22 protein-coding genes are annotated in these 21,289 nt (G+C 68.2%); 13 read left to right on the forward strand and 9 right to left on the reverse strand.

Features of this window, described 5'->3' with window-relative positions; translation table 11 throughout:
* Positions 1 to 114 precede the first annotated feature (114 nt).
* Positions 115 to 909 carry an LLM class F420-dependent oxidoreductase gene (locus ACWEKR_RS26090; protein WP_195092174.1) on the reverse strand — a complete coding sequence of 265 codons (795 nt, stop codon included), beginning with the start codon at positions 907 to 909 and terminating at the stop codon, positions 115 to 117.
* 141 nt (positions 910 to 1,050) lie between these two features.
* Between ACWEKR_RS26090 and ACWEKR_RS26095 the strand changes: the two genes are divergently transcribed.
* The 3 genes from ACWEKR_RS26095 (at position 1,051) to ACWEKR_RS26105 (ending at position 4,600) form a co-directional block, all read left to right on the forward strand.
* Positions 1,051 to 2,301 (forward strand): PucR family transcriptional regulator, encoded by a 1,251-nt coding sequence (locus ACWEKR_RS26095; protein WP_452356705.1) that lies wholly within the window; start codon positions 1,051 to 1,053, stop codon positions 2,299 to 2,301.
* Between the two features lie 144 nt (positions 2,302 to 2,445).
* Positions 2,446 to 3,426 carry a phosphotriesterase family protein gene (locus ACWEKR_RS26100; protein ID WP_452356793.1) on the forward strand — a complete coding sequence of 327 codons (981 nt, stop codon included), beginning with the start codon at positions 2,446 to 2,448 and terminating at the stop codon, positions 3,424 to 3,426.
* Between the two features lie 91 nt (positions 3,427 to 3,517).
* Positions 3,518 to 4,600: an ABC transporter ATP-binding protein gene (locus ACWEKR_RS26105; protein ID WP_452356706.1), complete on the forward strand. Its 1,083-nt coding sequence runs from the start codon at positions 3,518 to 3,520 to the stop codon at positions 4,598 to 4,600.
* A gap of 149 nt (positions 4,601 to 4,749) precedes the next feature.
* Here ACWEKR_RS26105 and ACWEKR_RS26110 read toward each other — a convergent pair whose 3' ends face one another.
* Complete coding sequence (locus ACWEKR_RS26110; RefSeq protein WP_452356707.1) at positions 4,750 to 5,280, reverse strand: winged helix-turn-helix transcriptional regulator; 531 nt, start codon at positions 5,278 to 5,280, stop codon at positions 4,750 to 4,752.
* Between the two features lie 99 nt (positions 5,281 to 5,379).
* On the opposite strand from ACWEKR_RS26110, the gene ACWEKR_RS26115 reads away from it, so the two are divergent.
* A complete protein-coding gene (locus ACWEKR_RS26115; protein WP_452356708.1) occupies positions 5,380 to 6,552 on the forward strand; it encodes a thiolase family protein in 1,173 nt (390 codons plus the stop codon).
* A 636-nt stretch (positions 6,553 to 7,188) separates the two neighbouring features.
* On the opposite strand, the gene ACWEKR_RS26120 is transcribed toward ACWEKR_RS26115, so the two are convergent.
* A complete protein-coding gene (locus tag ACWEKR_RS26120; RefSeq protein ID WP_452356709.1) occupies positions 7,189 to 7,527 on the reverse strand; it encodes a hypothetical protein in 339 nt (112 codons plus the stop codon).
* 36 nt (positions 7,528 to 7,563) lie between these two features.
* Entirely contained in the window at positions 7,564 to 7,959 is a 396-nt protein-coding gene (locus ACWEKR_RS26125; protein WP_452356710.1) for a hypothetical protein, read from the reverse strand.
* A gap of 106 nt (positions 7,960 to 8,065) precedes the next feature.
* Between ACWEKR_RS26125 and ACWEKR_RS26130 the strand changes: the two genes are divergently transcribed.
* On the forward strand, positions 8,066 to 9,040 hold the full coding sequence (locus ACWEKR_RS26130) for an o-succinylbenzoate synthase (protein WP_452356711.1): 975 nt from the start codon (positions 8,066 to 8,068) through the stop codon (positions 9,038 to 9,040).
* Positions 9,041 to 9,289: 249 nt separating this feature from the next.
* Here ACWEKR_RS26130 and ACWEKR_RS26135 read toward each other — a convergent pair whose 3' ends face one another.
* Together ACWEKR_RS26135 and ACWEKR_RS26140 are read right to left on the reverse strand one after the other, a co-directional pair.
* On the reverse strand, positions 9,290 to 9,802 hold the full coding sequence (locus tag ACWEKR_RS26135; protein ID WP_452356712.1) for a TIGR04338 family metallohydrolase: 513 nt from the start codon (positions 9,800 to 9,802) through the stop codon (positions 9,290 to 9,292).
* A gap of 106 nt (positions 9,803 to 9,908) precedes the next feature.
* A complete protein-coding gene (locus tag ACWEKR_RS26140; RefSeq protein WP_452356713.1) occupies positions 9,909 to 10,757 on the reverse strand; it encodes a DUF2786 domain-containing protein in 849 nt (282 codons plus the stop codon).
* A 307-nt stretch (positions 10,758 to 11,064) separates the two neighbouring features.
* Between ACWEKR_RS26140 and ACWEKR_RS26145 the strand changes: the two genes are divergently transcribed.
* From ACWEKR_RS26145 to ACWEKR_RS26180, 8 genes are all read left to right on the forward strand, one after another.
* Positions 11,065 to 12,366 carry an ABC transporter substrate-binding protein gene (locus ACWEKR_RS26145; RefSeq protein ID WP_452356714.1) on the forward strand — a complete coding sequence of 434 codons (1,302 nt, stop codon included), beginning with the start codon at positions 11,065 to 11,067 and terminating at the stop codon, positions 12,364 to 12,366.
* 44 nt (positions 12,367 to 12,410) lie between these two features.
* Positions 12,411 to 13,439 carry a carbohydrate ABC transporter permease gene (locus ACWEKR_RS26150; protein WP_452356715.1) on the forward strand — a complete coding sequence of 343 codons (1,029 nt, stop codon included), beginning with the start codon at positions 12,411 to 12,413 and terminating at the stop codon, positions 13,437 to 13,439.
* On the forward strand, positions 13,439 to 14,332 hold the full coding sequence (locus ACWEKR_RS26155) for a carbohydrate ABC transporter permease (RefSeq protein WP_452356716.1): 894 nt from the start codon (positions 13,439 to 13,441) through the stop codon (positions 14,330 to 14,332). The genes ACWEKR_RS26150 and ACWEKR_RS26155 overlap by 1 nt, the downstream gene beginning before the upstream one ends.
* 358 nt (positions 14,333 to 14,690) lie before the next feature.
* Positions 14,691 to 16,967 (forward strand): transglycosylase domain-containing protein, encoded by a 2,277-nt coding sequence (locus ACWEKR_RS26160; RefSeq protein ID WP_452356717.1) that lies wholly within the window; start codon positions 14,691 to 14,693, stop codon positions 16,965 to 16,967.
* Between the two features lie 250 nt (positions 16,968 to 17,217).
* Positions 17,218 to 17,676 (forward strand): GyrI-like domain-containing protein, encoded by a 459-nt coding sequence (locus ACWEKR_RS26165; protein ID WP_159841243.1) that lies wholly within the window; start codon positions 17,218 to 17,220, stop codon positions 17,674 to 17,676.
* Between the two features lie 9 nt (positions 17,677 to 17,685).
* Entirely contained in the window at positions 17,686 to 18,111 is a 426-nt protein-coding gene (locus tag ACWEKR_RS26170; RefSeq protein ID WP_452356718.1) for a GyrI-like domain-containing protein, read from the forward strand.
* A 42-nt stretch (positions 18,112 to 18,153) separates the two neighbouring features.
* Complete coding sequence (locus ACWEKR_RS26175; protein ID WP_452356719.1) at positions 18,154 to 18,411, forward strand: type II toxin-antitoxin system Phd/YefM family antitoxin; 258 nt, start codon at positions 18,154 to 18,156, stop codon at positions 18,409 to 18,411.
* Positions 18,408 to 18,677 carry a type II toxin-antitoxin system RelE family toxin gene (locus ACWEKR_RS26180; protein WP_452356720.1) on the forward strand — a complete coding sequence of 90 codons (270 nt, stop codon included), beginning with the start codon at positions 18,408 to 18,410 and terminating at the stop codon, positions 18,675 to 18,677. Before ACWEKR_RS26175 ends, ACWEKR_RS26180 begins: the two co-directional genes overlap by 4 nt.
* Before the next feature lie 58 nt (positions 18,678 to 18,735).
* On the opposite strand, the gene ACWEKR_RS26185 is transcribed toward ACWEKR_RS26180, so the two are convergent.
* From ACWEKR_RS26185 to ACWEKR_RS26195, 3 genes are all read right to left on the reverse strand, one after another.
* The gene (locus tag ACWEKR_RS26185; RefSeq protein WP_159841241.1) at positions 18,736 to 19,836 is read right to left on the reverse strand and encodes an inositol-3-phosphate synthase; all 1,101 of its coding nucleotides are present in this window, start codon (positions 19,834 to 19,836) and stop codon (positions 18,736 to 18,738) included.
* Complete coding sequence (locus ACWEKR_RS26190; RefSeq protein ID WP_039803160.1) at positions 19,829 to 20,386, reverse strand: PadR family transcriptional regulator; 558 nt, start codon at positions 20,384 to 20,386, stop codon at positions 19,829 to 19,831. Before ACWEKR_RS26190 ends, ACWEKR_RS26185 begins: the two co-directional genes overlap by 8 nt.
* A gap of 111 nt (positions 20,387 to 20,497) precedes the next feature.
* Positions 20,498 to 21,289 (reverse strand): DUF1707 SHOCT-like domain-containing protein, encoded by a 792-nt coding sequence (locus ACWEKR_RS26195; protein WP_452356721.1) that lies wholly within the window; start codon positions 21,287 to 21,289, stop codon positions 20,498 to 20,500.

Genomic DNA, 21,289 nt, shown 5'->3' on the forward strand with positions numbered 1-21,289 from the left:
CACAGCTACCCCGAGGCGGTCACCTCCGAAACCATGTGCCCCCGGCGGTCCCAATTTTCGATCATCGTGATCGGAATTGCGGAACCCACCGGATCGACCCGCAGGCAATCCGGCTCAGGCCAGACCGCTGACCGGCTCCGGATTGACCTCGTCACGCCATCGCACGGCCTTCGCGACCTCGCTCAGGTCGTAGTCGGGCCCGCTGGCTCCGATGGTGAAGGTCGTCACGCCCGCCTCGACGAAGGCGGGCGCCTTCTCCAGACCCGGCCACTGCACCGAGCGCTCGATGCGCGCCTGATCGGTGCCGACGGCGGCGCAGTGCTCGGCGAGCACTTTGTTCTTGTGCGCGAGCACGTCCAGGTCGGCGAAGGTGTGCCACATGTCGGCGTACTGCGCGACCAGCCGCAAAGTCTTCTTCTCGCCACCCCCGCCGATGAGAATCGGCAGATCGCGGGTCGGTCGCGGGTTGAGCTTCGGCAACCGGGCGCTGATCCGGGCCAGGGCCTCCTTCAGCAGCTCCAGCCTGCTGCCCGCGGTGCCGAAGTCGTAGCCGTACTCGTCGTAGTCCCGCTCGAACCAGCCCGCGCCGATGCCGAGAATCAGCCGGCCGCCACTGATGTGGTCGACGGTGCGCGCCATGTCGGCCAGCAGATCCGGATTGCGATAGCCGCCGCCGGTCACCAGCGCGCCGATCTCCACCCGCTCGGTCTGCTCGGCGAACGCGCCCAGCATCGTCCAGCACTCGAAGTGCGCACCGTCGGGATCGCCGGTGAGCGGGTAGAAGTGGTCCCAGTTGAAGACGATGTCGACACCCGCGTCCTCGCAGCGCAGCACCGCGTCGCGGATGAGCCGGTATTCCGGCGCGTGCTGCGGCTGTAGCTGAACTCCGATACGCACTGGACGACTCATGGGCACTCTCCTCGTCGCTCGGTCCGCCTCGCCCCGCCCCGAGGCTACCGGGGCGGTGGGGTTCCCGCAGGCAGCCGCACCGGGCCTCCGGCGGGGGCTACGTTGGGGATGCGAACCGAGCCGGTGGATGGAGGTGTCGGCGTGGCCGGCGGCGAGAACGAGGTGGTTCGCGCGGTCGTCTCGACGATGCTGCGCGATCGCGACGACTTGATCGCCGAGTTGTCGGCGGTGATGCGCGCGCAAGTCGTGACGCTCGACTCCGACGCCCGGCTGCGGGGGTTGTTCGAAGCGGGCACCACCGACAACCTGATGTCCGTCCTGGACTTCGTGCAGAGCGACGCCGCCGAGGGCGACGTGCACGCGCCCGACCGGGCCTTGGTGTACGCGCGCACGCTCGCTCAGCGCGACGTCCCACTGCCCGTGCTGATTCGCGCCTATCGAGTGGGGCATGCCGGGTTCCTCGACATCGCGATGCGCTACGCCGTGGAACTGGGCGGTCCCGACAGTTCGGCGGCCATCATCCGGATCGTCAATCGCAGCGCCGTGTACATCGATCGGGTGTGCGAGCACGTCGGCGTGGCTTACCAACAGGAACGCGACCGGTGGGTGGGCAGCCGCGGCGCCCTGCGACAGGAATGGGTGGCGCGGGTGCTCGACGGCTCGGCCGACGACATCGGGCAGGCCGAGCAAGTGCTGCGCTATCCGCTGTCCGGCCGCCACATCGCGGTGAACGCCTGGACCGAGCCGCAGCTCTCGGCGCGGGCCGCGGTGGACGTGCTCGATGCCGTTCGGGCCGCACTTGTTTCGCTGTTCGGCAACCCGCGCCGGGCGCTGCTGGTGCCGACCGACGAACGCGAGGTCCGGCTGTGGTTCGCCGTCGCCAAGGACACGACGATCGATGCCGGCGCCATCGAGCGCACGCTGTCGGCCATGTCGTTGCCGGTGCGGGTGGCGGTCGGCGGGTGCGGCGCGGGCGTCGCGGGCTTCCGCCGGAGCCTGCGCCAAGCCGACCGGGTACGCGAACTCGTGCTGCTCGCCGGTCCCGCCGCGCCGCGCGTGGTGTCGCACGACCAGGTGGCGGCCGTCGCGCTCCTGGGCGGCGATATCGAGGAACTGCGCCGCTACGTGGCCGACTGCCTGGGTGAACTCGCCACCGACAACCAGCGCAATCTCTGGCTGCGCGAAACCCTGCGCGTCTTCCTGGCCAACAACCGCAGCTACGCGGCTGCCGCCGCGGAACTGGCGGTGCACCGCAACACCGTCCAGTACCGGGTGCGGCAGGCGCTCGAACTGGTCGGCGACGTCTTCGACGACCACGACCGCACGCTGCACCTGCACCTGGCCTTGCAAGCCGCGCGCTGGCTCGGACCGGCGGTGCTGCGACCGGTCTGAGCCGCTACCGCCGCGAGGTCGTTTCGTGCGCTCCGCACGAAAGTTGTACGAAGTTTCGGTGCCCGCGACTATGGCACAGCTCACATACTGGTTCGTAGCATTTCCGCAAACGCGCAGCTCAGATGAGGAGAATTCGCTGTGTCAATGCTGGAAACCATGCGCGGTCCGATCGATACCGCTGATCTCGGAGTGACTCTGATGCATGAGCACGTTTTCGTGCTCACCGGGGACGTCCAGCAGAACTATCCGGCCGAATGGGGGTCCGAAGAAGAACGTATCGCCGACGCCGTGCGGCGGCTGCGCGTCGCCTACGACGCGGGTGTGCGCACGATCGTCGACCCGACCGTGGTCGGGCTCGGCCGCTACATCCCCCGGATCCAGCGGATCGCCGAACAGGTGCCGTTGAACCTGGTGGTGGCCACCGGTATCTACACCTACGGCGATGTCCCGTTCTTCTTCCACTACCGCGGGCCCGGCTTGAACGAGATCGTCGGCGCGCAGGTCCCCGACCCGATGGTCGACATGTTCGTCGCCGACATCCGCGACGGCATCGCGGGCACCGGGGTGAAGGCGGGCATGCTCAAGTGCGCGATCGACCGGCAAGGGCTCACGACGGGCGTGGAACGGGTGATGCGGGCGGTCGCCGAGGCCCATCTCGAGACCGGCGTCCCGATCACGGTGCACACCCATCCGGAGTCGCGCGCCGGGCTCGACGTCAAGCGCGTGATGTGCGACGAGGAAGGCGTCGATCCCGGCCGCATCGTGCTCGGGCACAGCGGCGACACCACCGACTGCGATCACCTCGCCGAACTCGCCGACGCAGGTTTCGTGCTCGGCATGGACCGCTTCGGCATCAACCTCGACACCACTTTCGAAGCCCGCGCCGACACGCTGATCGAGATGGTGCGTCGCGGCTACGCCGAGCGGATGGTGCTCTCCCAGGACGCGAGCTGCTACATCGACTGGATCGAGCCCGCGGCCATGGCGGCTCTGCCGCAATGGCACTACACCCACCTGTTCCAGGACGTGTTCCCCTACGTGCTCGACCGCGGCGTCACCAAGGAGCAGATCGACACCATGCTCGTCGACGTGCCGCGCGCGTTCTTCGAGGCGCGCACACGCTGACGTGGCCCGTCCCCGGGCGGCCCGATAGGATCGCCGCACCCTTACTCGGATCGTCCGGCACGTTCCTGCCGGGATGGGATGTGAATTCGTCATGGCCACTGTGACCTTCGACAATGCGACGCGGCTCTACCCCGGCGCCGTCAAACCTGCGGTCGATCGGCTGAACCTGGAGATCGAGGACGGCGAGTTCCTCGTGCTGGTCGGCCCCTCTGGCTGCGGGAAGTCGACCTCGCTGCGCATGCTCGCCGGGCTCGAGGACGTCAACGGCGGCCGCATCCTGATCGGCGACAACGACGTGACGCACGCCGAGCCGAAGGAACGCGATATCGCCATGGTGTTCCAGAACTACGCGCTCTACCCGCACATGACCGTCGCGGAGAACATGGGCTTCGCGCTGAAGCTGGCCAAGGTCGCCAAGGCGGAGCAGCAGCAGCGGGTGCTGGAGGCGGCCAAACTGCTCGACCTGGAGCCCTACCTCGATCGCAAGCCGAAGGCGCTGTCCGGCGGTCAGCGCCAGCGCGTCGCGATGGGCCGCGCGATCGTGCGCCAGCCGCAGGTGTTCCTGATGGACGAGCCGCTGTCCAACCTGGACGCCAAACTGCGCGTGCAGACCCGTACCCAGATCGCGCAGTTGCAGCGCAGGCTCGCCACCACCACGGTGTACGTCACGCACGACCAGGTCGAAGCGATGACCATGGGCGATCGGGTCGCCGTGCTGAAGGACGGCCTGCTGCAGCAGTGCGCCACGCCGCGCGACCTCTACCGCGATCCGGCCAACGTGTTCGTCGCGGGGTTCATGGGCTCGCCTGCCATGAACCTGTTCACGCTGCCGGTCACCGACGGCCGGGTGGAACTGGGCGGGCACGCGATCGCGCTGCCGCGCACGGTCGCGGACGAGGCGGGCAACACGGTGACGGTCGGCATCCGTCCGGAACACTTCGAACTGGGCAACGGCTCCGGCATCGAGATGGAGGTCGACGTGGTCGAGGAACTGGGTTCCGACGCCTACATCTACGGCCGCACCATCGCCGAGGGCGGGACCGACGGCGCCGGGGCAACCATCGTCTCGCGGGCGGATTGGCGCAACCCGCCCGCCAAGGGAACCCGCCTGCGGCTGGCGACCGACGCCGAGCACGTCTACTTCTTCGACACCGAAGGACGCAGGCTCAACTGAGCGACCGAGGGGCGCGTTTCTCGGCCCTGCATCGAGGCGCGGGCCGCATGACTCCGGTTTCCGGCTCGATGCACGGCCGGCCCGCCCACCCTGGCATCGCTTGTTCGGTCGCGTCGTGCCGGTCGCCGGCGCGGCGCGGCGAGCGGGCATCAGTCCGTCGCGTCCGATCGACGGCGTGCGCGCCGTTGCCGCGCGTAGTCCTCGTTGAGCCGCACGCCGAGTTCCTCGAGTTCGATCTCGCGACCGGATTCGCTGCACACCTGCACCCGTACCGGAGCGCCGGTCGCCTCCTCGACCAAGAGCAGCGGAGCCGCCCCCGGCTGCAGGTAGGCGTCGCCCCACTGCATGAGCGCCAGCACGGCGGGTAGCAGATCGCGGCCCATCCGGGTGAGCACGTACTCGTGCCTGGTGCGCTTGCCTTCCTCCTGGTAGGGCTGTTTCGCCAGCAAACCCGCCGCGGTGAGCTTGCGCAACTGGGCCGCGGCCGCCGCGTCGGTGATGCCGACGCGGCTGGCGAAGCCGTCGAACCGCCGGGTGCCGTAGTACGCCTCGCGCAGGATGAGCACCGCCGAGCGCGTGCCGATGAGGTCCATCGCCTTCGCGATCGAGCATTCGTCGGCTTTCCAGGCGCTGAGATCGGCCAATGGCCCTTCCATCACTGCTGCCATGACCGACATCATACCGATGCTGACTTGTCTTAACTATTGCCAGGAGTAATCTGACTATGTGTTGATAGAGCCAGGCATGGTGGCCGGGCTCTCGGTCCGGAAGGAAGCACCATGAGAGACGCGGTGATTGTCGAGGCGGTACGCACCCCGATCGGCAAAGGCAAACCGAACGGCGCCCTGCACAACGTCAACGCGGTGGACCTGCTGGCCCACAGCCTGCGCGAGGTGGTGGACCGCAGCGGCATCGATCCCGCACTCATCGACGACGTGATCGGCGGCGTCGTCACCCAATTCGGCGAGCAGGGCGCGAACATGACCAGGCGGGCCGCGCTGGCCGCCGGATATCCCGAATCCGTCCCGGCGACCACCGTCGACCGGCAGTGCGGCAGCAGTCAGCAGGCCATCCACTTCGCCGCGCAAGGCGTGATCGCGGGCGCCTACGACATCGTGGTCGCCGCGGGTGTGGAGTCGATGGGACGGATTCCCATGGGCGCCAACCTGGTCGGTTCGGACGACATCTCCGGCGTCGGCTTCGCCGAGCGCTACCCGGAGGGCCTGGTACCGCAAGGCATCAGCGCCGAGCTCATCGCGGCCAAGTGGGGACTCACCCGCACCCAGCTGGACGAGTTCGCGCTCGCCAGCCACGAAAAGGCCGCGCTCGCCACCAAGAACGGCCTGTTCGCCGGCGAGCTGGCCCCGATCAACGGGCTCGCCACCGACGAGGGCATCCGGGTCGGCAGCACGCTGGAGACGCTGGCGGCACTGCGTCCCGCCTACTACGACCCCGCCATGGCCGCCCGCTTCCCGCAAATCGGCTGGGAGATCACGGCGGCGACCGCCAGCCAGGTCAGCGACGGCAGCGCGGCGGTGCTCATCATGACCAGCGAGCGCGCGAAGGAACTGGGTCTGAAGCCGCTCGCCCGGTTGCACAGTTTCGCGGTGGCAGGCGACGATCCGTTGCTGATGCTCACCGCGGTGATCCCGGCGACCAGGAAAGTCCTGCAACGCGCGGGTCTGCGCCTGTCCGACATCGACCTCGTCGAAATCAACGAGGCGTTCTCGCCGGTGGTGCTGGCCTGGGCTCACGACACCGGCGCGGACCTGGCGAAGGTCAACGTCAACGGCGGCGCGATCGCCATCGGGCACCCTCTCGGCGCCTCCGGCGCCCGCCTGATGACCACGCTCGTGCACGCCATGCAGGACCGCGGCGCCCGCTACGGCCTGCAAACCATGTGTGAGGCAGGCGGGCTGGCCAACGCCACCATCGTGGAGCGACTGGGCTGATCCACATCCCACCGGCGCTGCGTGTTCGCGGCTGTTGGATGCGAACACGCAGACGGGTGGGCTCGCCCGCCTGAACCACATCGGCCGGAGCACCTCCTCGAGTAAGGCCAGGCCAGTCGCGGTGGCGCTGGAAACGGCACAGCCTGACTCGAGCCGCGTGGCCGGAACGTAGAGCGGTCGATTCGTACAGCCGCCGCGTACGTGGCAAAGGTGCAGCGGCGGCCGCTCGAACCGACACAGCCGCTACACCGCGCGCATGATCAGCAAGCTTCTACTACCAACGCACCCCAACCACGTCTTCCGAGCGAAGCGAGACCCAGCATCCGCCGTCCGCGGCCCGGCTCGCGTTTGCGCGGCCGCCGCGTACGCGACCAAGGAACAAGCGACAGTCGCTCGAACCGACACAGCTACAACACCGCGCGCCCGACCAGCAAGCTGCACTACCCACGCCACCAGCGCGCCCCGACAACGACTTTCGAGCGAAGCGAGACCGACCATGCGCCGTTCGCGGCCCGGCTCGCGTTTGCGCGGCCGCCGCGTACGCGACGAAGGAGCAAGCGGCGGTCGCGCAAACGCGAACCACAAAGGGCCGCGAACACCCAGCGCCGCAGGCGCTGGAAAACAAGCACAGCGAATTCAATACGAGACCAGCACGGCTGCGATCAAGAAGCCGATCAGCCAGGATTCGAGGATCAAGGGGACCGCGATGAGCGGGGTCCAGGCGATCGGCCGTCGGTCGCGCACTTTCTCGACCACCGAGATAATCGCCGCGAGCACCGACGCCGCGATGCCTGCCCAGGCGACGACCTGCGCCCACGGCAGGTAGCCGACGCCGCGGCCGGCGCGGCCGTCGCGTGCGAGCACATCGTAGAGCGGCACGAAAGAGGCCATCAGCCAGCCGAATCCGAGCACGATGACCGTCCCCAGCGCGACGCGCAGGGCGTCGGTCGTTCGCTGCCGGATTGTGCGCGCCATGCGATCAGCATGACCGGCCGTCGGCCGCAGGGCATCTCAAGAGCCTGTGTAGACCTGGGAAGCCAATGCGAGGCCCCCGGCGAACGAGAGCACGATCAGCACTATCGCGAGCACCGGCCAGTACCACATGTACCAGCGCTTGACCGCGGCCAGGATGAGCATCCCCGTGACGCCGACGATCGCCAGCGCCGTTCCACCCCAGGACACCGCGAACGCCCAGCCCAGATAGTCGGTGCGGCAGTTGTCCGTCCCGCATGGATCGGTGGCGAAGGCGAAGAAGAGGGTGAAGTAGGCGGCGGCCGAGCCGAGGACGGCCGCGACGCAGTACAGCACGATGGCGAGCACGACGTCCCAGGTCCGCACCGGCCGCTGCCCGGCGGGCGACGATGCGGGCGCGCCGTGCGGCGGCCAAGGCTGCGGGGTGTGGATCATGCCGCCAACGATCCCGGGTCGAGCGCCTCGGCGGCTCCGGGAAACTACTCGAGTCCGTCTGCGCAATCCCGCGATGGGCCCCGGCGGCCGCCTAAGCTGGTCGGCGATGAGCGACTCCGCAGCGCACAACGTCGTCTACGCCATCCCGATGCGCACCCGCTTCCGTGGCATCACGGTGCGGGAAGGGATGCTGATCCAGGGGCCACTCGGGTGGGGCGAGTTCTGTCCGTTCCCCGAATACGACGACCGCGAAGCCGCCGCATGGCTGGCCACCGCTCTGGAGCAGGTGACGACGGGCTGGCCCGAGCCGGTCCGGGACCGCGTTCCGATCAATTGCACGGTGCCCGCCGTCGACCCGGAGCAGGCGCACGCGATCGTGGCCAGATCCGGCTGCCGCACCGCCAAGGTGAAGGTGGCCGACCATCCGGACTCGCTCGCCGAGGACATGGCCAGGGTCGAGGCGGTACGCGACGCACTCGGCCCGAACGGCGCGATCCGGGTCGACGCGAACGCGGTCTGGGATGTCGACACGGCCGTGCGCGATATCCAGCGGATCGATAAGGCCGCGGGTGGCCTGGAATACGTCGAACAGCCGTGCCGGACCATCGAGGAACTCGCCGCGGTGCGCCGCCGGGTGAACGTGCGCATCGCCGCCGACGAATCCATCCGCCGGGCCGAGGATCCCATGCGGGTCGCGGTCGCGGGCGCGGCCGATATCGCCGTGCTCAAGTGCACACCGCTCGGCGGCGTCCGCCGCGCCCTCCAGGTGGCCGAGGCGGCCGGACTGCCCTGCGTGGTCTCCTCCGCTCTGGAGACCAGTGTCGGCCTCGCGGCGCAACTGGCCCTGGCCGGCGCGCTCCCGGAACTGGATTTCGCCTGCGGTCTAGGCACTTTGAGCCTGCTCACCGGTGACGTGACCCGGGGATCCCTGCGTGCGGTCGACGGCTACCTCCCCGTCCTGCGCACCCCACCCGAGCCGGAACCGGAACTGCTGGAAAGCCATCGCCACCCCGACGCCGAGCGCACCGCATGGTGGCAGGATCGCTTGGCTCGCGTCAATGCGCTGATCCCGCCCGCGTAACAGCACGAGAACCGCAGTTCGCCGCCATCCGCTCGCGGACGACGCGGTCACCTCCCTCCGTTCGGAATTGGAAGTACTCGGACACGGTGGTGAATCCGTGCGGTAAGTAGTGCCGAAGAGGGGCAAGGATTGCAGCTGCCGTCGGTGTAGCGGTCGAATCGAGGCCACCGACCTGCACGCGCATCGGCACCTTGTCGCGTCCGAAGCCGTTGGGTGGAACGGCGGGGATGGCTTCACCAGGCGGCGGGCTCAGCCGATCCGGACGCCACAACCCAGCATCGTGGTGCGCAGCAGCAATGCCGCTTCGGGGCCGACGACGCCGTCCACGACTTCGACGTACCGGTCGCAGAATTCCGGGCCGTGCGCGGCCACCGACCCGGGCGCGGGCTCCAAGTGATGCGCCAGTTCGTGCAGGATCACCAGTTCCCGCAGCGCCCAGGCGGTGCCGCCGGTGTGCAGCGGGACCGCCAGGACGTTCCCGGCCGCCTCGTAATGCGCGGCGGTCGCCCCGGCGCGCGAGCGGACGCGCACCGCCACGGCGGCCCGCTCCCAACGCGCCCGCACCCAATTGAGCGCCAGCACTTTGTCCGTATAACTCTGTACGGATTCCACCGAGGCGAAGCGGCGCTCGATCGGCAACGTGAGCTGCGAACCGTACAGTTCGACGGTGCGCGCGCCGTGCTCGTCCGCACGATCGAACACCCCGCGTACCAGCTGCTCGGCGTCGTAGACCTTGGCGCGCTGGCTGTCGCGCACAGTCATCGCTGCGCGACCGGTCGCGCGGCGGCGAGCAGCAACCGATCGCCCGTTCGCGCCGACGGCACGCGGTTATGGCCGCCTCGCCCACCGCCCGTGCTGTTCACGCCGGTCAACTGCCGCCCTCGGCGGAGGTCAAGCTCGCGCGGGCAGCCGGGAGTTCGGGCGAGGTTCCGATCCGGGCGGCCCTGCCCGCGCGGTCCCCCGCCGCGCGCGCCGCCGCCGAATGCCCCGCCGAGGCCTGCGGCCCACGCCAGGTGCCGCGCGCCTCCGAGGTGTTCGCGTAGAAGTCGGTGAGCTCGATCTCCTTGTTCCGCAGGGCCAACGCGGTCCCGGCCGCATCGGCGGCCCGCGGCAACACCTCGGCTTCGACCTCCGCTTTCACCTCGGCCAGCCGCCGCCCGATCCGCGCGGCGAACGCCATCTGGAAATTCAGCCGCGCCGTCACACCCGCGACCGGCGCCTGCACCCGCCGCCGGACCTGGCGACCCCACCGCTTCTCCACCACGATCTTCTCGACCGTGGCCGATCGATACGCGCCCGATTTGATGTACTGGTCGGACGCGCGCACCATCTGCACGAGCAGACTGGCGTACAGGGCTTCGCAAGTGTCGATATCGGAGTCGAACCCGTAAGCGTAGACCTGCGTCGAGGTCCGGGCGACATCGCAGCGCACGTCGTTCGCCGCCGCGATCGCGACGAACAGCTGCACGTAGGTACGCAACCCGCGTTTGCCCGGCTCGCCGATCGGGATGATCCGCTGCACCGGCGTCGGCCTGCGCTCCCGTCCCGCGATATGCGCCCGCGCCACCGCGAGATCGATGGACGACTTCGTCGCCAGCCGCTGAGCCGCCGCGAGAAACGCCTCGGCCTCGTGCTCGTTGTCGGTCGATTCGGCCTTGCGCAGCAGCCCACCGATGCGGGTGAGCATCCGATCGGGAACCGCGTTCGGCGAAGACATCGCGCCCAGCCTAGTGGCTCACCCGAACAAAGCCCGACCGCGGCACCGCGCCGCCGCCCGTGCGCCGACAAGCAGCCGGAACCAGGCCGCTCTACCCCCGGCCCCAGCCACCGATTCGATCAGCTCGGCCACCGTCGGTTCAGCGTGCACACCCCCCTCCTGGAAAGCGAACACCGCGGGCGCCGCCCCGCGGGTGCGCGGGCTCGACTTCGCGCCACTGTCCCACACGCCGGATCGGCACCATGTATCTTGCCTTGTGCACCGGCAGGGTGTGCTGCCGCTCACGAACGATCCTGGAGTGTTTGCGATGGCTGTTGAGAAGGTGACGTCCCTACGTTCGTCGCTCGTGCCACGGGCCGCGGTGGCGGTCGCTTCGGTCGGGCTGCTGACCGCGACGTTCACCAGCGCCTGCTCCAGCGACAGCGGCGGCAGCCCGACCAGCCAGAACCTCACCGGGCGCGGCCCGATCACCTACGTCGAGGGCAAGGACACCACCGAGACCGGCGCGGTCAAGCAGCTGATCGAACGCTGGAACGCCGCGCACCCGGACGAACCGGTGACGTTCAAGGAGCAGTCGAACGACGCCTCGCAGCAGTACGACGACCTGGTCGAGCACATGCGCTCCAAGCAGTCGAACTACGACGTGGTCGCCCTCGACGTGCCGTGGACCGCCGAGTTCGCCGCCAAAGGCTGGATCCAGCCGTTGAAGGACTCCTTCACCATCGACACCAGCGCGCTGCTCTCCCCGCCGGTCGCCAGCGCCACCTACAACAACACCCTCTACGCCGCGCCTCGCAACACCAACGGCGGCCTGCTGTTCTACCGCAAGGACCTGGTGCCGAACCCGCCCAAGACCTGGAACGAACTGCTGGCCCAGTGCCCCATCGCGCGCCAGCAGAACATCGGTTGCTACGCGGGCCAGTTCGCCCCCTACGAGGGCCTGACCGTCAACGCGGCCGAGGTGATCAACGCCTACGGCGGCAGCTTCGTCGGCGCCGACGGCAAGACGCCCACGGTGAACAGCCCGCAGTCCCGCGCCGGACTGAAGGTCCTGGTCGACGCCTACAACAACGGCGACATCCCCAAAGAGGCCATCACCTTCAAGGAGCCGGAGTCCAGCAACGCCTTCGCACAGGGCAAGCTGATGTTCCTGCGCTCGTGGCCGTCCACCTTCGGTGACGTCGGCGGCGAGGCCTCCGCCGTGAAGGACAAGTTCGCGGTCGCCCCGCTGCCCGGCGAGAACGGCGTCGGCGCCTCCACGCTCGGCGGTTACAACGCGGCGATCAGCGCGTACTCCAAGAACAAGGCCACCGCGCTGGACTTCTTGCGCTTCCTGATCAGTGAGGACGCGCAGCACATCGTCGCCGCGGGCGCGCTGCCCTCGGTGCGCGCGTCGATGTACGACGACCCGGCGCTGATCGCGAAGATGCCGTACCTGCCCGCCCTCAAGGACTCCATCGCCAGCGCGGTGCCGCGCCCGGTGACGCCGTTCTATCCGGCGGTGTCCAAGGCCATCCAGGACAACGCTTATGCTGCGTTGAACGGAACCAAGTCCGTCGACGACGCGATCACCGGCATGCAAAAGGGCATCGAAACCGCCGGATCGTGAGCGGTTGAGCGCAACGGACCCGACGAACCCGCAGGAGAGAAACGGTGTCGGATCCTTCGGGAACGGCGACTAGCGTGCCGAAAGACGACGAGTTCGTTCCACCCGGACGCGGCTTTGCCGCGAAACTGGCGCTGGAACTGCGACGCGCCGGAAAAGCCTGGTTGTTCGTCACGCCCGTGCTGATCGCGCTCGCGGTCGTCATCGGGTACCCCGTGATCCGGGCGCTGTGGATGTCCTTCCAGAAGGACCCGGGGCTCGACCCGGCGACCGGCATGTTCGTCGAGGGCGGCAACGCCGGATTCGCCAACTACACGCACTGGCTGCTGCAACAGTGCCAGGTCGCGACCGGCGAGACGGTGGCCTGCCCGACCGGCAACCTCGGCTCGCAGTTCTGGTTGGCCATCGGCACCACCCTGTTCTTCACGGTGGTGACCGTCACGCTGGAAGCGACGCTCGGCCTCGGCATGGCCATGGTGATGGGCAAGACCTTCCGGGGCAGGGCGCTGCTGCGCGCGGCCGTGCTGATCCCGTGGGCTATCCCCACCGCCGTCACCGCGCGGTTGTGGGAGTTCATGTTCCAGTACGACGGCGTGGTGAACCGCGTCCTCGGCACGCACATCCTGTGGACCTCCGACGCGTGGCCGTCCCGGTTCGCGGTGATCGCGGCCGACGTCTGGAAGACCACGCCGTTCATGGCGCTGCTGCTGCTGGCCGGTCTGCAGGTGATCCCGGCCGACGTGTACGAGGCGGCGCGCGTCGACGGCGCGTCGGCCTGGCAGCGGTTCACCCAGATCACGCTGCCGCTGCTGAAACCGGCGCTGCTGGTCGCGGTGCTGTTCCGGACGATGGACGCGCTGCGGATGTTCGACCTGCCCGCGATCATGACGCTGGGCAACCCGTCCACTCGGACGGTGTCGATCCTGGTGGTCGATCAGGTCCGGCAAGGCCCCAACAGTGCGGCCGCGTTGTCCACGATCACCTTTCTTTTGATCTTCGCCGTGGCGTTCGTGCTGGTGAAGGTGCTGGGCGCCAACGCGGTTCGCACCCAGGAAGAACAGCGGGAGGCGCACTGATGTCCGTGCAGACGGTGCAGAAGCCGGTGACCGACGAGTCCGTCGCTCAGCCGGTCCCGTGGACCAAGCGCCTCGGCTCCGTGCGGGTCTACCTGGGCGCGCTGATCGTGCTGGTCTGGGGTCTCGCGCCGTTCTACTGGATGGCGGTCACCGCGTTTCGCGACCCCGACTACACCTTCGACAACACCCCGTGGCCGACGCACGTCACGCTGGAGAACTTCCGCAACGCGTTCGACACCAGCCGCGGCAACAACTTCGGCAAGGCGCTGGTCAACAGCATCGTCATCGGCTCCATCACGACGGTGATCGCGCTGGCGATCGGCGTGATGGCCGCGTACGCGCTGGCCCGGCTCACCTTCCGCGGCAAGTACGTGGTGTCCGGCCTGATCCTCAGCGCCTCGATGTTCCCGGTCGTCGTCCTGGTGACGCCGCTGTTCCAACTCTTCACCAACCTCGGCTGGATCGGCCGGTACCAGGCGATGATCATCCCGAACATCTCCTTCGTGCTGCCGATGACGGTCTACATCCTCGCGTCCTTCTTCACCGAGTTGCCCTGGGAACTCGAAGAAGCCGCGCGGATCGACGGCGCCACGAAACTGCAGGCCTTCCGCCTGGTGATGCTGCCATTGGCCGCTCCGGCCGTGTTCACCACCGCGATCCTGGCGTTCATCGCCGCGGTCAACGAATACCTGCTCGCCCGTTTGCTTTCCAGTGACAAGACCGAGCCGGTCACCGTCGCGATCGCCCGCTTCTCCGGCAACAACCCGCTGGTGCAGCCGTACGCCGCGATCATGGCGGCGGGCACGATCGTCACCATCCCGCTGGTCATCATGGTTCTGCTCTTCCAGCGCCGCATCATCTCCGGTCTCACCGCGGGCGGCGTCAAGAGCTGAAACTTCTGGCAGCGCCTGCGGCGCTGCGTGTTCGCGGCCCCTTGATGGCTCGTGTTCGGGCCGGGCCGCGAACGGCACATGCTCGGTCTCGCTTCGCTCGAAACCAGTAGTTGCGGACATCTGGTCGCGTCAGGTGCGAACCACTCGGCTGAAGGGTCGCGGTGGCGTCACGCCCTTCGGGAACTACCTGGTGGGAACGGCCTTGTCGAACTCGGCCACCGGGGAACGCGGTCGAGTACGGGCGTGTCGGTCGTCCGGAAAGTGGAAAGCCGGTAGGGAACGAGCGGGGTAAACTCTGCGTTCGACGCTCTTTTCCGTTCGTTCGTGCAGGTGAGTTCGTCCGACGCTCCGGGAGGAGATGATCGTGAGCTCGTTCCGCAGACCGCGAGAACGTAGACGCGGCGCCAAGGGGGGACCCAAGACCGCGCCGTATGCCTCGATCGCGGGCTGGACGGAGCGGCCGGGCGCGGCGCGACCGAACACGCGCAACCGGCGCGAACGCGCCGCGGCCCGCCGGAAATCGCGGCCGCCCACCGCACCCTCGGCGACCGAGCCGAACCGGCCGCCACGGAGCAGAGGCGAACGCTTTCGCCGCCTGCTGCTCGCCTTGTTCATCCTTTTCGGCGTGGTACCCGCGCTGCTGTCCGTCCTGGCGTACTGGAGCGCGGAGATACCGGATCCGAATGCGGTGCAGACGAACCAGATCGCCACGGTCCTCGCGGCCGACGGCAGCACAGTACTCGCGAAAATCGTTCCGCCGGACGGCAATCGGACGCCGGTTCCGTTGTCCGACGTGCCGCGGCCGGTGCGCGACGCGGTGCTGTCGGCGGAGGACCGCAACTTCTACAGCAACCCCGGCTATTCGACGTCCGGCTTCCTGCGCGCCGTGCGGGACAATCTGCTCGGGAAGGACAACGCCGGCGGCGGCTCCACGATCACCCAGCAATACGTCAAGAACGCGTTTCTCGGCTCCGAACGCACGGTCACCCGCAAGATGCGCGAGCTGATCATCGCGGCGAAGATGGCCCGGCAGTGGAGCAAGGACGACATCCTCGCCGCGTATCTGAACACCATCTACTACGGCCGCGGCTCCTACGGCATCGCCGCGGCGGCCAAGGTCTATTTCGACAAGCAGGTGAACCAGCTGACCCTCGCGGAGGGCGCGGTGCTCGCGGCGCTGATCCGGACGCCTTCGATCCTGGACCCGGAAACCCACCTCGCGGATCTGAAGGCGCGCTGGCGCTACGTGCTCGACGGCATGGTCGAGATGGGCGTGCTGGCGCCGGGCGACCGCGACGCCGCCACCTTTCCCCCGATCATTCCGCTGACCCGTATCCCGGACGAGGACGTGGCCCGCGGTCCGGAGGGCCTGATCCGCAACCAGGTGGTGCGCGAGTTGCGCGACTCCGGCATCAGCGAACGCGACTTGAACAAGGGCGCGTTGCAGATCACCACCACCATCGATACCCGGGCACAGCAGGCGGTCTTGGACGCGGTGCGCGACCGGCTCGGTGCGCAGCCACCCGAATTGCGCGCCGCGGTGGTGTCGATCGATCCGCGTTCCGGAGCGGTGCGCGCGTACTTCGGCGGCTATGACGGCCTCGGTTTCGACTTCGCGCAGGCGCCGTTGCAGACCGGTTCGGCGTTCAAGGTCTTCGCGGCGATCGCCGCGCAGCAGCAGAGCATCCCGTTGTCCCGCGTGCTGGACAGCTCCCCGGTGACCGACCGGGGCACCCGGATCACCAATGTCGACGGCGAGTCGTGCGGCAAGTGCACCATGGCCGAGGCGCTGAAACGCTCGCTGAACACCAGCTTCTACCGGTTGACCATGACGATGTCCGACGGTCCGCAGGCCATCGCGCAGGCGGCGCACGCGGCGGGCATCCCGGAAGAGCTGCCGGGCGTGCCGGGCAAGACCCTGACCGAAGACGGCGGGCGACCGCTGAACGGGATCGTGCTGGGGCAGTATTCGGTTCGCCCCATAGATATGGCCTCCGCCTACGCCACGATCGGCGCGTCGGGCGTCTACCACCAGCCCTATTTCGTGCAGCGAGTGGTGACCGGCGACGGGCGGGTGCTGCTGGATCGCGGCGGCGACAAGGTCGGCAAACAGCCGTCCGGGGGCGAGCAACGTATCTCCCGGACGATCGCGGAGAACACCGCCGAGGCAATGCTTCCCATCGCGGCCTACTCCAACGGGCACGCGCTGAAGAACAACCGTCCCTCGGCCGCGAAGACCGGTACCACGCAACTGGGCACCAGCGACCTGAACAAGGACGCGTGGATGATCGGCTTCACCCCGTCGCTGTCCACGGCGGTATGGATCGGCACCGAGCGGTCACAGGCGATCCGCACCGCCCGCGGAGCCGACATCTACGGTTCCGGCCTGCCCGCCGACATCTGGAAGCAAGTCATGGACGACGCGCTGGACGGCACCCCGATCGAACAGTTCCCCGGCACCCAGGCCCCGGGCAGGCCGAGTCCGAGCAAGCAGCCCTCGGGCGGGCCCTACGACATCCTGAATCCACCGCAGCGGTCTCCGCAGCGCGAACCCGTCGTCATCATCCCGTCCAGCCCTCAACCGCCCAGGGAGGTCGAGATTTTCCCGGGGCTGAGCATTCCGGTTCCTGGATAGCGATGATGCTGTGACCTTCCGTCGCCCGGAGGAACGCATGACATGGCAGCATCGTTTGCCAGAGTGAGAGCGAACAGCGAGTGCGTCGGAACGGGCCGACGCCGAAACCGCGGAAACGATGCGGAAGGATATGCGCTCGAGCGACGACAGCGCGGCGCGAGCGACGGGCCCGGAGGCGGTAGCCTGCGCACCACGGAGGGCACCGGGAGCGACGCCGATTGAGGACAGACGAGACATAGGGGCTACGCCGGTGGATTTCAATGTCGTTGACCAACCCGAGACGCTGGTGGCGGGAACAGTGCTTCGCAGCCCCGCGCTCGCGGTCGAAGGACCGCGCCGCGCGAAAGTAGAAGAGGCGTGGAAGCGCAACCTGGCCCGCAAGCTACCGGGGCCGCCGACCACGGCATATGTCGACCACGCGCCGGAGATCAATTCGTATCTGACCCACATCGTCGGCTACCGCTGTCACAGCTTGGCCGACCTGCAGCCCGGCGACGTGCTCGCCCGGGTGCCCGCAGGGCGCTTCGCCCGGTTCATCGCCAGCGGGGACAACCTCGGCGACACCATCGTGAGCATCTGGCGAGCGGTCTGGGACGCCGAGGCCGCGGGGCGGCTCGTGCGGGCCTATACCGGCGACTGGGAACACTATCCGGACGCACGGACGGTGGAAGTCTTCGTGGCATTGGCAGACGATCAGGGCAACGGGTAGGAACAGACAGTGGACTTCGAGATCGTCACTCTGCCGCAAAGCATGGTTGCCGGCCTGACCGTGCCGCTGGCCGGCCGCGAGGTGACCGCGCGTGACCTCGACCTGGTGAACTTCACGTGGGATCGGTACCTGGCGCGGGAGAAGAACGTGCCGCGGGTGGCCGCCTACATCGGCCAGAACGATCACGCCGTCGCCGTGCTCGGCTACGAGATCGGCGGGATGGGCGAATTGGACCCCGGCGACGTGCTCACCATCATCCCGCAGGGCCGCTACGCCAAGTTCGTCGTCGCCGACAAGCCCTACGACCTGCTGCGCACCGCCTGGGCCCAGGTGGCGAAGGCCGAGAGCGCGGGCACCATCACCCGCTCGCACACCGCTGAGGTCGAGCGCTACACCGGCCCGGCCTCGGTGGAGGTCTACGTCTCGCTCGACTGACATGAAGCCGATTGTGTACACGTCAGCGTGTACACTTTCGGTATGTCGGAGATCAGCATCCGGGAGTTGCGCGCCAACCTGGCCGCTCACGTCCGCGAAGCGGAAGCTGGGGAGCAGGTGATCATCCTGCGAGACGGCGCGCCCGCCGCCGCGCTGGTGCCGCTATCCATGGTGGAGGCCTTCGACGCGGCCGAGGACGAAATCCTCGCCCGCGAGGCCGACGCAAGGCTGGCGACCGCCGAGCCGACCTTCACCATGGCGGAGGTGCTGGCCGACCTCTTCGAAGACGACGCGAAGTGAAGTACCGCTTCCGATTCCTGGAGTCCGCGCGCCGAGAACTCCGAGCCATCGAGCGACCGGATGCGATGCGGATCCTCACCGCGCTCACGGCACTCGGCGACGATCCTTATGCGCCTGGCCTGGACGTGAAGAAACTGTCCGGCCACCACAACCTGTTCCGCCTGCGCGTCGGCAGGTACCGGGTCGCGTACCGGGTGGACAACGGCGTACTGGTGATCCTCGTGGTGAAGGGCGGCTGGCGGAAAGACGTCTACCGGAGCCTGTAGTCGACCAGCAGGTCGGCCGAGGGCATTCGCCGTCGGCCGACCTCTGCCGGTGCGGCGTCTACTCCGCGCCGATGATGAAAGCTTCCAGCTGGGCGCGCGCGATGTCGTCGGCGAGCTGCTGCGGCGGGGACTTCATCAGGTAGGCCGAGGCCGGGATGACCGGTCCGCCGATGCCGCGGTCCTTGGCGATCTTCGCCGCGCGCACCGCGTCGATGATGATGCCCGCCGAGTTCGGCGAGTCCCACACCTCGAGCTTGTACTCCAGGTTCAGCGGCACGTCACCGAAGGCGCGGCCCTCCAAGCGGACGTAGGCCCACTTGCGGTCGTCGAGCCAGCCCACGTGGTCGGACGGGCCGATGTGCACGTCGTTGGCACCGAGCTCCTTCTTGAGGTTGCTGGTGACGGCCTGGGTCTTGGAGATCTTCTTCGACTCCAGGCGCTCACGCTCGAGCATGTTCTTGAAGTCCATGTTGCCGCCGACGTTGAGCTGCATGGTGCGGTCGAGCTGCACACCGCGGTCCTCGAACAGCTTGGCCATCACGCGGTGGGTGATGGTCGCGCCGACCTGGCTCTTGATGTCGTCACCGACGATCGGGACACCGGCCTTGGTGAACTTCTCCGCCCAGACCGGATCGGAGGCGATGAACACCGGCAGCGCGTTGACGAACGCGACACCCGCGTCGATCGCGCACTGCGCGTAGAACTTGTCGGCTTCCTCCGAGCCCACCGGCAGGTAGGACACCAGCACGTCGACCTTGTTGTCCTTCAGCACCTGCACCACGTCGACCGGCTCGGCCTCGGACAGCTCGATGGTCTCCGCGTAGTACTTGCCGATGCCGTCGAGGGTCGGGCCACGCTGCACGACGACGTCGCTGGGCGGCACGTCGGAGATCTTGATCGTGTTGTTCTCGCTGGCGAAGATCGCCTCGGCCAGGTCGAAGCCGACCTTCTTGGCGTCCACGTCGAACGCGGCGACGAACTTGACGTCGCGGACGTGGTAGGGCCCGAACCGCACGTGCATCAGACCGGGAACGGTCGAGGACTCGTCCGCGTCCCGGTAGTATTGCACGCCCTGGACCAGCGAAGAGGCGCAGTTGCCCACACCTACGATGGCGACGCGAACCGCTGTGGCGTTGTCAGCCTTCTCGTTGTCACTCATGGCCGATATTTCCCTCTTTCTGTGGTGCCGCCTTCGTCGATTGCTCCGCCGCAATCAACTCGTTGAGCCAGCGCACTTCGCGCTCGCTTGATTCGAGTCCGAGTTGATGGAGCTGCCGGGTGTAGCGATCCAGTGACCCGCTGGCCTTCTTGATCGCCTCCCGGAGCCCCTCTCGGCGCTCCTCGACCTGGCGCCGCCTGCCCTCCAGGATCCGCATCCGCGCTTCCGCGGGAGTGCGACTGAAGAAAGCCAGATGTACGCCGAAGCCGTCGTCGGTGTAGTTCTGCGGTCCGGTGTCGGCGAGCAGCTCACTGAACCGCTCCCGACCGGCCGGGGTCAGTTGGTAGACCCGTCGCGCACGGCGTGTCGTCGCGCCCGCGGGGATCTCCTCGGCGATCAACCCGTCCGCCTGCATGCGGCGCAGCGTCGGGTAGAGCGATCCGTAGGAGAAGGCACGAAACGCCCCGAGCAGGCCGGTCAGCCGCTTGCGCAGCTCGTATCCGTGCATGGGCGCTTCCAGGAGCAGCCCGAGGATTGCCAGCTCGAGCACCGGGCTTCACCCCCTGACTGTGTTCAGACCTAACCGATGGATGCGACTATCCACTATATCGGAGCGATACATCTGTGCACAGGCGCTCCCCGGCGTAGACGACTTGCGGACTCAGCGCGGGAAGACCGCGAGCGGCTCGCCCGCGAAAGTGACCTTGGCGTATCCAGAAGCACCGCCTTGGCACTTCACATAGATATTCACCACGGGACCGGGGTCGACCGCGCCGGGCGAGTCGAACTGCAGGCTGACGTGACTTATCACGCCGTCCGGGCACCGCACCGTCTGCGGCGCACCGGCCAGCAGGCGGGCGATGGCGGGCACGTCGACGGCGGCGAGGTCGAAGGTGCGCGTCCCCGCTTTGCGCTCGGAGGCACGCGAGGTGTCGAAATCGCCGTCGTAGCGGTAGTCGCCGGTCTGGGCCGCATTGCCGGGCTTCTGCCGATCCACCAGGGCATACTTCGGGTACAGGGTGACATCGTCGGCGATCAGGTCCCCGAACTCGGCTTTGTATTCCGCGAGGAAATAGGACAAGCCCGCCCCGGTGGTCATGTCGGGAACCTTCTCCGACGAACCCGGCAGATCGACACCGCAACGGCTGATCCCGCCCACCATCGCGCCCGCGACCAGGGCGGCCGCGATCATCGAGACGGACGCCGGCCAGCGCCGTGGTCGCCGCCGGTCCACGCGGACCACCGGGGCGTTCGCGAGGTCGTCGGGAATCTGTAGATCATCGATCAACGCGTCGAGCTCGCCGAAGGATTTGGCGCGCATCGCTTCGGTGGTGCGCGCGGAATGCTCGCCCGCGGTCAGCTGTCCGTCGGCCAGCGCGGCGTCGAGCAGGCCGCACACGTCGGCGCGGTCGGTATCGCGGGCGCGGATTCCGCTGTATCGGGTGGTCGCCAT

The sequence above is a fragment of the Nocardia sp. NPDC004573 genome, assembly GCF_053602135.1.